General features: G+C 32.9%; 11 protein-coding genes. 1 reads left to right on the plus strand and 10 read right to left on the minus strand.

Annotation, left to right across the window (positions count from 1 at the left end; genetic code table 11):
- Window positions 1-46: 46 nt before the first annotated feature.
- The 10 genes from H0I30_RS03720 to H0I30_RS03765 form a co-directional block, all read right to left on the minus strand.
- The gene (locus tag H0I30_RS03720) at window positions 47-265 is read right to left on the minus strand and encodes a DUF6500 family protein (protein WP_218772974.1); all 219 of its coding nucleotides are present in this window, start codon (window positions 263-265) and stop codon (window positions 47-49) included.
- Window positions 258-1,700 (minus strand): aldehyde dehydrogenase, encoded by a 1,443-nt coding sequence (locus H0I30_RS03725; RefSeq protein WP_218772975.1) that lies wholly within the window; start codon window positions 1,698-1,700, stop codon window positions 258-260. The genes H0I30_RS03720 and H0I30_RS03725 overlap by 8 nt, the downstream gene beginning before the upstream one ends.
- A gap of 18 nt (window positions 1,701-1,718) precedes the next feature.
- Entirely contained in the window at window positions 1,719-2,111 is a 393-nt protein-coding gene (locus H0I30_RS03730; RefSeq protein WP_218772976.1) for a cupin domain-containing protein, read from the minus strand.
- A complete protein-coding gene (locus H0I30_RS03735) occupies window positions 2,112-2,513 on the minus strand; it encodes a RidA family protein (RefSeq protein ID WP_218772977.1) in 402 nt (133 codons plus the stop codon). It lies immediately after the preceding gene.
- Window positions 2,514-2,603: 90 nt separating this feature from the next.
- Complete coding sequence (locus H0I30_RS03740; RefSeq protein WP_218772978.1) at window positions 2,604-3,125, minus strand: DUF1697 domain-containing protein; 522 nt, start codon at window positions 3,123-3,125, stop codon at window positions 2,604-2,606.
- A 219-nt stretch (window positions 3,126-3,344) separates the two neighbouring features.
- A complete protein-coding gene (locus tag H0I30_RS03745; RefSeq protein ID WP_218772979.1) occupies window positions 3,345-3,665 on the minus strand; it encodes a GIY-YIG nuclease family protein in 321 nt (106 codons plus the stop codon).
- Between the two features lie 94 nt (window positions 3,666-3,759).
- Window positions 3,760-5,184: an NAD(P)/FAD-dependent oxidoreductase gene (locus tag H0I30_RS03750; protein WP_218772980.1), complete on the minus strand. Its 1,425-nt coding sequence runs from the start codon at window positions 5,182-5,184 to the stop codon at window positions 3,760-3,762.
- 233 nt (window positions 5,185-5,417) lie between these two features.
- Entirely contained in the window at window positions 5,418-6,680 is a 1,263-nt protein-coding gene (kynU, locus tag H0I30_RS03755) for a kynureninase (protein ID WP_218772981.1), read from the minus strand.
- Window positions 6,681-6,755: 75 nt separating this feature from the next.
- On the minus strand, window positions 6,756-8,645 hold the full coding sequence (serA, locus tag H0I30_RS03760) for a phosphoglycerate dehydrogenase (protein WP_255554311.1): 1,890 nt from the start codon (window positions 8,643-8,645) through the stop codon (window positions 6,756-6,758).
- 94 nt (window positions 8,646-8,739) lie between these two features.
- Window positions 8,740-9,552, minus strand: a complete 813-nt coding sequence (locus H0I30_RS03765) for a hypothetical protein (protein WP_218772982.1) — start codon at window positions 9,550-9,552, stop codon at window positions 8,740-8,742.
- A 130-nt stretch (window positions 9,553-9,682) separates the two neighbouring features.
- Here H0I30_RS03765 and gcvP point away from each other — a divergent pair, with 130 nt between their 5' ends.
- Window positions 9,683-12,529: an aminomethyl-transferring glycine dehydrogenase gene (gcvP, locus tag H0I30_RS03770; protein ID WP_218772983.1), complete on the plus strand. Its 2,847-nt coding sequence runs from the start codon at window positions 9,683-9,685 to the stop codon at window positions 12,527-12,529.
- Window positions 12,530-12,575 lie beyond the last annotated feature (46 nt).

Here is a 12,575-nt window from a genome sequence, read left to right on the forward strand (position 1 = left end):
TCGACTGCGCTCGAGGTGACAAATCTATTGCCAATTTTTTTATTTTCTAATTGTTATTCTGGATCATTGTTTTAATTTTAACCGCTTTTTCAAAGTGATCTAACTCATGAGTTTCAATCCACCATTTTGCGACTTCCATCAATAATTTCGGATTGTCATTTTTATTTTTAAAAAACGCATAAAAAGATACCCCTACATTGGTTCCTTTTTTTGTAATCTTCTCATCACAAACATCAATAATTTTTTGTTGTATTTCTTTATTCATAACTAATACAAATATTTTTAGGTTCTGTAAAAAAACGCAAGGCTTCAAAACCACCTTCACGCCCTACTCCGCTTTCTTTTTGGCCGCCAAAAGGCGTTCTTAAATCTCGTAACAACCATGTATTTACCCATACAATTCCTGCATGAACTTGTTTTGATATTTGCATGGTTCTGTTTAAGTTATTCGTCCAAAGTGTAGCTGACAATCCGTATTTTACATCATTTGCCAAACGCAAAGCTTCTGCATCTGTTTTAAACGGCATTATGGTAACCACAGGCCCGAAAATCTCTTCTTGATTCAGCCTGCATTTATTATCGGAAACCTCAATAATTGTTGGTTGTAAATAATATCCATTTTCACTGTCTATGACAGTAACAGTTTTCCCTCCAAAAAGGATTTTTCCGCCTTCTTGCTCGGCGATATCAATATATGATTTTACTTTTTCTAAATGTTGTTTAGAAACTAATGCGCCTATATTTGTATCTACTTCGGATGGATTACCAACCTTTAATTCGGATACTTTTTGAATAAAACCTTTTTTAAATTTCTCATAGATTTTCTCCTCTACAAAAATTCTACTTCCGCATAAACAAATCTGACCTTGATTGGCAAATGAAGAGCGAACCGTAGTATTTAACATCTTTTCGTAATCGCAATCAGCAAAAATTAAATTCGGATTCTTACCTCCTAATTCTAATGATAGTTTCTTAAACATTGGTGCCGCCACTCGTGCAATGTGTGCCCCTGTAGCCGTGCCGCCTGTAAAAGAAATTGCTTTAATATTCGGGTGCTCTACAATTGCTTGCCCTGTGGTGGTTCCCAATCCGTGAACAATATTTAAAACACCTTTCGGGAGACCTGCCTCCGTACAAATCTCACCCAATAAATAAGCAGTCATTGGCGTTACTTCGCTTGGTTTTGCAACAACGCAATTTCCTGCAGCAATTGCCGGAGCTATTTTCCAAGTAAATAAATACAACGGTAAATTCCACGGAGAAATACAACCTACTACTCCGATTGGCTGACGCATTGTAAAATTCATCGCATTTAAACCAACACTTTCATGCGCTTCGGATGAAAACTGCGTAATTGCATTTGCAAAAAACTGAAAATTACTTGACGCTCTCGGAATATCTATCTGAGTAGCTAAGCTTACTGGTTTTCCGTTATCTTTAGATTCTTCGGCTGCTAAAAAAGATAACTTTTCTTTTATCAATGTTGCAATCTTTGATAAGATGTTACTTCTCTCATCTAAAGATGTATTTGACCAACTAGGAAAAGCATCTGCTGCTGCTTTATAAGCTAACTCAACATCTTCTTTTGTTGAATTCGGAATTTGAGAATATACTTCTCCATTTGATGGATTGTAATTATCAATCCATCTGTCAGCAACAGGAGAAATGAGTTTACCGTTTATGTAGTTTTGTATATTCACTTTATTTTTTTTATTAATCTATTTATATTCAATAATTAAAAAAACGGCAGTTTCATCACCTATATTTAAAACTTCGTGTGATGATCTCTCATCTTTTGAAAAACTAGAACCTGTTGGCACATTAACTTCTCTAGTCCCTTTAGCATCTTTAATTTTAAATCTACTTCCAGCCAGCGTATAACCAAAATGTTTGTTATGATAATGTTTCTCATGGCCAACTCCCGGTGGAAAAGTACATTTTAACACTCTTAATTCAGCATTATCCTTTAGTACTTCACAAACCTTTTCTCCTTTCCAACCAGCTTCTAAAGGATCTGGAAGCGTAGTTTTAGGCTTACATGATGATAAACCAATAATTAAAAAACAAAAAACTATCTTTTTTATATGGATACTTCTTTTTAATATAACCATCTATTGTTTTTTATACGCCATTACTTTAATCTCCACTACTAAATCTGGATGTGGTAATTGATGTACAGCAACTGTTGTACGTGTTGGGCCTGTTTCTTTCTCAAAAAACTCTCCGTAGGCTTTATTATAACCTGCAAAATCATTCATGTTTACCAAGAATGAGGTCACATCAACCACGTCTTTAATACTTGCCCCAACGGTTTGTAATGTCTTATCGATATTCTTTAAAACTTCGCGTGTTTGTATTTCTGCATCTAACTTTTTAGTATTCATTTCGTCAATCAACTCCACACCTGCTATCGTATTGTCCGAACGCCTTGAACTTGTTCCTGAAACAAAAATAAAATCTCCCACAACTTTTACATGTGGATATGCGCCTCTTGGTGTTACTTTTTTTTCCATACTTACTTTTTGTCTGGTCGAGCGCAGTCGAGACCTTTTTATATTCTTTATTTTAAAAACCTCTCGACTGCGCTCGAGGTGAAATTTTAGTTATTTTTCTGCTAACTCCAACAACTTAAGTGTTGTTCTTAAATTCCGCGTTGTTGCAATTGCATTAAGCTTTTTCTCTATAAGATTATTTGTCAACTTTGTTTTTCCAAAACCTGTCGGACAATATAAGTACACAACATCATTATCTATTTTGCACTTATCTTCTTCTATATTCTTAACTACAATTTCAGATATTTCTGTTTTTCTATCTAAGAATGTAAAGGCTACTATTTTTTCATTTTCAAGTGAAAAAGGATAGTTATTAATCGCTTTTTTCCATTCAGAAACTGTTCTAATAATCACAGGAACATGGTAACCGAATTCATCAAAAATTCCGTCTTTTATCTTTTTACAGATTGTTCTTTTATTTTCATCTGATTCTAAAATAATATTCCCACTCTGAATATACGTTTGTATATTTTGAAACTGTAAATCGTTTAATAACTCACGTAAATCTACCATCGGGAGTTTATTTTTTCCCGACACATTTATTCCGCGTAGTAAAACAATGTACTTTTTCATTTTTATTTTTGTTAAGCTCTCGACTGCGCTCGAGGAGACACATTTTATTTGATTTTACTTTTTTCTTCCTCTCAACTGCGCTCGAGGAGACAATTTTATCCTCTTTCGTAATATCAGTTCGAACTCAGTCAATAACTATTTATTTTATTAACCTCTCGACTACACTTAAGGCGACATTTTTATCCTTTTCCGCAATGTCAATTCGAGCGCAGTCGAGAACTATTTATTACCTGGATTGTATTTATGATGAGTTGCATTTCTACATTCTGATAAAATCCCTAACATGTCAAAATCTTTATTTGCTAATGCTAACTTCTTTTTACTGCTCCACTGTTTTATCTTTTTCTCGAAATAAATGGCTTGTTCAACGTCATTAAAAACCTGTTTAAATATCAATTCTAAAGGTCTTCTTTTAAAAGTAAAACAAGTTTTATTTAAACCTTTTTGATGCTCTTCATATCTTCTATTTATATCATTAGTCATTCCGGTATATAATAAACCATCCGCACATTTAATAATATAAACATAATACGTTTTCATAATTAACCTCTCGACTGCGCTCGAGGAGACACATTTTATTTGATTTTACATTTTTCTTCCTCTCGATTGCGCCCGAGGAGACATTTTAATTTATTTACAATCCTGCTATTTTATCCTCTTCTAAAATATCGTTTGTTTCTTCTTTTACTTTTTCTAAAATAACCTTTAACTCTTCTTTTGTCATTTTTAAATGTGTGTGAACTTCATCATCTACAATTAAATTTAATAAAGCTTTGTCTTGCGCTCTTCCTCGTTTCATAGCTTCATTATAACTAATTTCTTCGTTAAAAGTTACCAATGAATATTTAGAAAAATATTGATCCGGGAAATTTTTCTCTAAATCCTTTTCTATTTTTTGTTTTTCTTTAAATAACGGATTCGCCACATGATCTTTCATTTCATGAAAATTATCAATTGCTAAATCGGCAATTGCATCTGTATCTTGTTTTCTTGCTTTTTCGTACCTTTTAAAAACTGTTTCCCAATCACTTATTTCTTCATCATCTTCGAAACTATTTAATATCTCATCAAAAACAGTAACATCTTCAAAAGAAGCATTCATTCCTTGTCCGTAAAACGGAACAATTGCATGCGCAGCATCTCCTATTAAAATTGTTTTATTTTTATAATACCACGGCGAACATTTTACGGTTCCTAACGCTCCTGTTGGATTGTTTAAAAACTCGTCTTTTATACTTGGTATTAAGGCTAAAGCATCTGGAAATTGCTCTTCAAAAAAGGTTGTTATTTTTTCTTCGGATGTTAAATTGTTAAAATTATATTCGCCTTCATCATAACTTAAAAACAAGGTTACTGTAAAACTTCCATCCATATTTGGTAAGGCTATTAACATATACTCACCACGAGGCCAAATATGTAAATGATCTTTACTTATTTGATGTTTACCTACTTTATCAGCAGGAATTTCCAATTCTTTATATCCGTGGGATAAATAATTTTGAGAATAGCTAAATAAAAATTTACGCTCTAAATAATAGTTTTTTCTCAAAATAGAACCAGCTCCGTCGGCACCAAAAATCACATCCGAGTTCACAGAAAACTCTTCTTTTGTAATATAGTCTTTAAAATGTGCAATTGTATTTTCAATATCAACCGATGCACATTTTTTATTAAAATGAATCGTTACATTTTCATGCTTTTCTGCTTCTGTTAACAAAATACCATTTAAATCGCCTCGTGAAATTGAATTGATATACTCTCCTTCTCTTCCTGAGTAATTAGATGCAAAAGTATTTCCTTTAATATCATGCATTAATCGACCATACATGGGAATACAAATTTCTTTAGCTTTTTCTTCAACACCCGCTAAGCGCAATGCTTTAAATCCGCGATCAGATAGTGCTAAATTTATAGATCTTCCTGCAGAAATATCTGTAGTTCTTAAATCTGGTCTACTTTCATAAACCGTAACTTTAAAACCTCTTTGAGCTAAACGTAAAGCCAATAAACTTCCGCATAAACCAGCTCCTATAATTAATATGTTATCTTTTTTATTCATTTTATATTCGTGTCAGTTCGAGCGCAGTCGAGAACTAGTTAAAACCTCTCGACTGCGCTCGAGGAGACATTATATGTATATTGTAAAATATTATTTAACCATTTTATATAGCAATACTTTTCCTGAAAAAATATTAACGCTGAGACTTCAATAATCATCATTTTTTTCTCACTAAAACGCTGCTTACAATTAATAAACACCTCTCGATTTCGATCGAGGAGATCTTTTTAGTTTTACAGCAACCCTTTTAATATTGAAACCATTTTATAGACATCTTCAAAAGAATTATACATTGGCACAGGTGCACAACGTATAACATCAGGCTCTCGCCAATCGGTAATAATATTGTTTTCTGTTAGTTTTTTATGTAAATTTTTATCCGCATTTTTTACCTGAACAGACAACTGACAACCTCTTTCTTTTGGATTTGAAGGTGTAATAATCTTAATACTATCAGAAGCTATTTGATTGATTAAAAACTCAAAATATCCTGTTAATTTTTCTGATTTCTCACGCAATGCTTCCATACCAACCTCAGCAAACATATCAAGCGAAGCTTTAATTGCCGTCATTGATAATATTGGCGGGTTAGATAATTGCCATCCTTCGGCACCCGGCATTACATCAAAAGGTTGACGCATGTTAAATCGTGTATCTTTATTATGATTCCACCATCCTGAAAAACGTGGTAACTCTTTATTCTCTGCATGTTTTTCATGTACAAATAATCCCCCTAAACTTCCTGGACCAGAATTTAAATATTTATAAGTACACCAAGCTGCAAAATCTACTCCCGAATCATGTAATTCTGGAGAAATATTCCCTGCTCCGTGTGCTAAATCAATCCCTACAAAACACTCTTTTGAATGCCCTATTTCAGCTATTCTTTTTAAATCTAAATATTGACCGGTGTAATAATTTACGCCACCGATTAATAACAACGCAATTTCATCCCCTTGTTCGGCTACAATCGTTTCTAAATCTTCAATATTTAATAATTCCTCTCCTGCTCTAGGTTTCCACTCTATCAATCCCTCTTCTACATCAAATCCGTGAAATTTTAATTGCGATTGCACTGCATATCTATCCGAAGGAAAAGCATCAGACTCTATTACAATTTTATATTTCTTTTTTGTAGGCTGATAAAAAGACACCATTAAGAGATGTAAATTTGTTGTTAAAGTATTCATCACAACAACTTCTAGTGGTTTTGCACCCACTATTTCTGCCATATTCGCTGTTAAAAGTTCGTGATATGACAACCAAGGATTCTTGGCTTCAAAATGGCCTTCTACACCATAATTAGCCCAATCATCTAATTCTTGTTGAATATATTTTTGTGTACTCTTAGGTTGTAATCCTAATGAATTCCCTGTAAAATACAACCAATCTTTTCCTTCTTTATCTTTCGGTATATGAAATTGACTACGCAAATGCGCTAACTTATCTTCTTTATCTTGTTGCTGTGCGTATTCTAAGGTATTTATATATGTCATTATTAAAACTAAAAAAATGATTGTTTTTCAAATATAAAACAATCATTTTTTAGATAATAATATTTACTGTAGAGATTAATATAAAACTCTAAATTTTATGGTCCCTTCTATCTCGCGAAGCTTTGCGATTACTTCTTCATTATATTCTTTATCAACATCAGTAATTACATAACCAACTTTAGAATCAGTTGACAGATATTGTCCTGTAATATTTAGCTCGTACTTTGCTAACTGTCTATTAATTTTTGCCATTACACCCGGTACATTTTTATGAATATGTAAAAAACGATGTGCATTGGTTTGGCGCGGTAATCTAATATTCGGAAAATTAACAGCATCTACAGTATCACCAGAGTTAATATATGCCATAATTTTACTCGGCACAAAATCTGCAATATCTCTTTGCGCTTCTTCTGTACTTCCTCCAACATGTGGCGTTAGAATAACATTGTTTAATCCTTTTAATTCCGTTAAAAAATCACCATTTTTAGCTGGTTCTTCCGGATATACATCTACTGCACAACCTGCTATTTTACCTGATTTTAATCCAGCAACCAAGGCTTCAATATCTACTACAAAACCTCTAGAAAGATTTACAAAGTGAACTCCGTCTTTCATCTGAGAAATTTCTTCTTTACCTATATAATTTTTATTAGCAGCATTATCATCAACATGTAAAGTAACTACATCTGAAATATTTAGCAACTCTTTTAAAGTTGCTACTTTAGTTGCATTACCTAAAGCCAGCTTATCTTCTACGTCGTAATAATAAACGTACATTCCCAGAGCTTCTGCTAAAACAGATAATTGTTTACCGATGTTTCCGTAACCAACAATTCCTAATTTTTTACCACGAACTTCACGCGAACCTTGCGCTGTTTTGTTCCATTGTCCGTTATGCAACTCGGTACTTCTTTGAAAAACACTACGCATTAGCATAATGATTTCTCCGATTGCTAACTCAACCACAGAGCGTGTATTGCTATAAGGTGCATTAAAAACTACGACTCCGTTTTCTTTGCAAACTTCTAAATCGATTTGTTTTGTGCCGATACAAAAAGCTGAAACAACCATTAATTTTTCGGCAGCTTCAATTACTCTTTTTGTGACCTGTGTTTTAGAACGAATTCCTAAAACATGCACGTCTTTAAGTTTTGCAATTAACTCATCTTCTGATAAGCTTTTAGAAACTGTTTCTACAGAAAAACCATCTCCAGATAACTTCGTAAATGCATCTGGATGTACGTTTTCTAATAATAAAATTTTAATTCTGTTCTTTGGATATGATATATTTCTTGGCAAATCGTTTAGGTATAAAAATTCGTCTAAATTAGGTGTAATATGATCGGCATTGGCAACTGTTTTTTCTCTAGATACATTTTCGGTGTATGCAAAAAAAGTATCAGCCACACCTGCTTTTTTTGTTACGGCATCACTATAACCATCGCCAATTACTTGTATTTCTCCTGGTAAATTTAAGTTTTGTAGGCACTCAATTTTTCCATCGTGTTTGGAAAGCGGATTCTCTGCATCAAACCCAATAATCAAATCGTTTTTATCAAATTTAAAAGTATTTGCAAAAACTCTTTCAGAAGGAATATTATATGCTGCAACTATCGGATCTATAAAGTCTTTAAATCCGGCAGAAATAACATATATATCATCAGAAAATTTCTCAAAAAACTCTTTATTACTTTCAATAGAACGCGAAACCTTTTGTTTTAATTCTTTTATTAAAATAGGTAAATCTGTTTTTTTAGCGTTCAGTAATTTAATACGTTTTTCTAAAGATTCAGGAAAGGAGATTTCTCCATCAATACCTTGGTTTGTAATTTCTATTATTTCATTAATAATATCCGTTTTTTTAGGATTACCTACTAAAGTGATTTCAGCTAAAACATCTAACGCCTCTACTCGCGTAAGTGTACTATCGAAATCGAAAACAAAACTTCTTTTTGGTGCCATTATGTTGAATTACTAGTAAGTAACCAAAAATACAAATGATATTAAAAAAGAAGCTGATTATGAAAGAAGATTTTTATTTTTTATCAACATTAATTTAAACGATTGATAAAAGCAACCACCAAACTATGGGAATTGATTCCACTATAAAGGCACTATAATATTTAGATTTTTTTTCTGATGACCTCATCAACAGTATTAAAATGGTCATAAAAATCAATAAAAAAACTGTTCTAAAACTAGCGTTTGGTGCTATCATAAACTCTAATAGCAGGCAAAAAACTAATAATATATATCCGAGTTTTTTTGTTTTTTCTATTCCTATTTTTTTGGGTATTGTTTGCAGTGAAACAGCATCATATTTTACATCTCTAATATCAAAAGGTAAAATTAAAACCATCACTAATAAAAAACGCTGTATAATAGTTATATAAAATTGATTTGATAAATCAACATTTGCATCATAAACTGGTAAAAACACCGTTGCTCCCGCCCACACAAAAGCAACTATTATAATTTTTAAATACCCAATACTTCTTAAATTTTTTTGAAATCCACTAAAAAAAGGAACTGCATACAAAAATGTTAAAAGTCCGAAAGGCACAAAAACAAGCAATGTTTTTACATTTAGTTTAATGGCATAAAAACACATCAACAAAAAACAAATCAAAGAAAATATTTGAATTATTTTTAAATGTGTCGTTAAACTTCTGTGGTGCAATTTGGCAACTCCTACATATTTAACAAAGTTATAGCCAGTAATTGTTCCGAAGAAAAGAAAAAAATCTAACGATTCATTATAAGTTAACCCAAAATATAATTCAGTAACCTTAACAAAAGCGCACACGGCTAAAGCCACATGAATACTAGCGTTTATATAAAAATCAAGCACTTGTTTTAAAACCCTCATTACACAAAAATAGTTTTTATGTTTATAACCCTTCAATTTAGTTAATAAAATATCAGTTTAAAAATAAAAACATACTATAAAAATTATACAATTTCATTATTTTTGAACCACTAAACACAAACAACACAGAATGAACACAAATTCATTTCAACTAAGACATATTGGTCCACGTGTAGCGGATCAAGAGCAAATGTTAAAAACAATCAAAGCAGATAGCTTAGATCAATTAATTTATGAAACTATTCCTGATGATATTCGTCTTGAAAGCGGATTAGATTTAGCGCCTGCAATGAGCGAATATGAGTATTTAAATCATATTAATGAGCTTGGTGCTAAAAATAAAGTTTTTAAAAGCTACATCGGTTTAGGATACCACGAAGCAATTGTACCGAGTGTTATTCAACGTAATATATTAGAAAACCCGGGTTGGTATACAGCTTACACGCCATACCAAGCAGAAATTGCTCAAGGACGTTTAGAAGCCTTATTAAATTACCAAACAATGGTTTGTGATTTAACAGGAATGGAATTAGCAAATGCTTCTTTATTAGACGAAGGAACTGCTGCTGCCGAAGCAATGGCTTTATTATTTGATGTACGTGAACGTGCACAGAAAAAAGCTGGCGTTAACAAATTCTTTATTTCTGAAGAGATTTTACCACAAACATTATCTGTTCTACAAACACGTGCAATTCCTATCGGAATTGAGTTAGTAATTGGAAATCATGAAGAGTTTGATTTTTCTTCAGCGTTTTTCGGAGCTATTATTCAATACCCAGGAAAACATGGTGAAGTATTTGATTATACTGCATTTGTTGCCAACTGTAACGAAAAAAACATAAAAGTAGCTGTTGCTGCGGACATTTTATCTTTAGCTAAATTAAAAGCTCCAGGTGAATTTGGCGCTGCAGTTGTGGTTGGAACCACACAGCGTTTCGGAATTCCTTTAGGTTACGGCGGACCTCATGCTGGCTATTTTGCTACGAAAGAAGCTTACAAACGTAGTCTTCCTGGTCGTGTAATTGGTATTACCAAAGATGTTGACGGTGGTCGTGCTTTACGTATGGCTCTACAAACTCGTGAGCAACATATAAAGCGCGAAAAAGCAACTTCAAACATTTGCACCGCCCAAGTTTTACTAGCTGTTATGGCTGGTATGTATGCTGTATATCATGGGAAAGAAGGAATACAATATATTGCTGATAAAGTACACGCTACAGCAAATACTTTAACTGCAGCCCTAGAAAGTTTAGGCTTTAAACAAAAAAACAAATCATATTTCGACACTATTTTAATTGAAGTTGAAGCTAATAAATTACGCCCTGTTGCCGAGGCAAACGGAATTAACTTTAACTATATTGACAACAATCATATTTCAATTTCCGTTAACGAAACTGTTAGCTTAAAAGAAATCAATGCCATTGTTGATTGTTTTGAACAAGCCTTCAATATTCAAGATATTACAGTAACTGAATTTATTTCTTCGGATATAATCACAGAAAATGTAAAAAGAAATACTTCATTTTTAGACAACGAAATATTTAATACGTATCAATCAGAAACTGAAATGATGCGTTATATTAAAAAACTAGAACGTAAAGATTTAGCTTTAAATCATTCTATGATTTCTTTAGGATCATGTACAATGAAGCTAAATGCAGCTTCTGAAATGCTACCTTTAAGCAACCCTCAATGGGGAAATATTCACCCTTTTGTACCATTAAATCAAGCAGAAGGATATCAAACAGTTTTAAAAAACCTTGAACATCAATTAAATGTAATTACAGGTTTTGCAGGTACTTCTTTACAACCAAACTCTGGTGCACAAGGAGAATTTGCTGGATTAATGGTTATTCGTGCTTATCACGAGTCTAATAACGATTCTAATAGAAACATTTGTTTAATTCCTGCTTCTGCTCACGGTACTAATCCTGCGTCAGCAGTAATGGCCGGCATGAAAGTAGTTGTTACCAAAACTGATGAAAGAGGTAATATCGACGTAGAAGATTTACGCGAAAAAGCAGAAAAACATAAAGATAATTTAGCCGCTTTAATGGTTACATACCCATCAACACATGGGGTTTACGAAAAAGCTATTAAAGAAATTACCAAAATTATTCACGATAACGGCGGACAAGTTTATATGGATGGTGCGAATATGAACGCTCAGGTAGGATTAACAAATCCTGCAACTATTGGTGCAGATGTTTGTCACTTAAACCTACACAAAACCTTCGCTATTCCACATGGTGGTGGTGGACCAGGAGTTGGTCCAATTTGTGTTGCTCCTCAATTAGTGCCATTTTTACCAACAAATCCTTTAGTTGCAACAGGAGGCGAAAAAGCAATTACAGCTATTTCTGCTGCCCCTTGGGGATCTGCTTTAGCTTGTTTAATTTCTTACGGATACATAACAATGCTTGGCGCTAATGGATTAACGGACTCTACTAAATTAGCTATTTTAAACGCAAACTACATTAAAGAACGTTTACACGGACATTACGAAACATTGTACTCTGGAGAAATGAACAGAGCTGCACATGAAATGATTATTGATTGTAGAGATTTTAAACAAAACGGAATTGAAGTTGTAGATATTGCGAAACGCTTAATGGATTACGGTTTTCATGCACCGACTGTTTCTTTTCCCGTAGGAGGAACTATGATGATTGAACCTACAGAATCTGAAAGCGTTGCAGAATTAGATCGTTTTTGTGATGCAATGATTTCTATTAGAAAAGAAATTTCTAGCGCAACTAAAGATAACGCTAACAATCCTCTAAAAAATGCACCACATACACAATATATGTTAACTACTGATGAGTGGATTTTACCGTATACTCGTAAGCAAGCTGCTTTTCCTTTAGATTATATTGCTGATAATAAATTTTGGCCTACTGTACGTAGAGTTGATGATGCTTTTGGAGATAGAAATTTAATTTGTTCTTGTAATCCTATTGAAGATTATATGGATTAATTAATACCCCATACTAAAACTAAAAAATCCCACTCCTTAAAAGAGT

This window comes from Tenacibaculum sp. AHE14PA, assembly GCF_019278465.1.
Taxonomy (GTDB): domain Bacteria; phylum Bacteroidota; class Bacteroidia; order Flavobacteriales; family Flavobacteriaceae; genus Polaribacter; species Polaribacter bernardetii.

Excerpts from the sequence above, each read along its gene's own strand:
- H0I30_RS03720 (WP_218772974.1), bottom strand. The coding sequence starts at position 265 with ATGAATAAAGAAATACAACAAAAAATTATTGATGTTTGTGATGAGAAG.
- H0I30_RS03730 (WP_218772976.1), bottom strand. The coding sequence starts at position 2,111 with ATGGTTATATTAAAAAGAAGTATCCATATAAAAAAGATAGTTTTTTGT.
- H0I30_RS03735 (WP_218772977.1), bottom strand. The coding sequence starts at position 2,513 with ATGGAAAAAAAAGTAACACCAAGAGGCGCATATCCACATGTAAAAGTT.
- H0I30_RS03740 (WP_218772978.1), bottom strand. The coding sequence starts at position 3,125 with ATGAAAAAGTACATTGTTTTACTACGCGGAATAAATGTGTCGGGAAAA.
- H0I30_RS03745 (WP_218772979.1), bottom strand. The coding sequence starts at position 3,665 with ATGAAAACGTATTATGTTTATATTATTAAATGTGCGGATGGTTTATTA.
- H0I30_RS03750 (WP_218772980.1), bottom strand. The coding sequence starts at position 5,184 with ATGAATAAAAAAGATAACATATTAATTATAGGAGCTGGTTTATGCGGA.
- kynU (WP_218772981.1), bottom strand. The coding sequence starts at position 6,680 with ATGACATATATAAATACCTTAGAATACGCACAGCAACAAGATAAAGAA.
- serA (WP_255554311.1), bottom strand. The coding sequence starts at position 8,645 with ATGGCACCAAAAAGAAGTTTTGTTTTCGATTTCGATAGTACACTTACG.
- H0I30_RS03765 (WP_218772982.1), bottom strand. The coding sequence starts at position 9,552 with ATGAGGGTTTTAAAACAAGTGCTTGATTTTTATATAAACGCTAGTATT.
- gcvP (WP_218772983.1), top strand. The coding sequence starts at position 9,683 with ATGAACACAAATTCATTTCAACTAAGACATATTGGTCCACGTGTAGCG.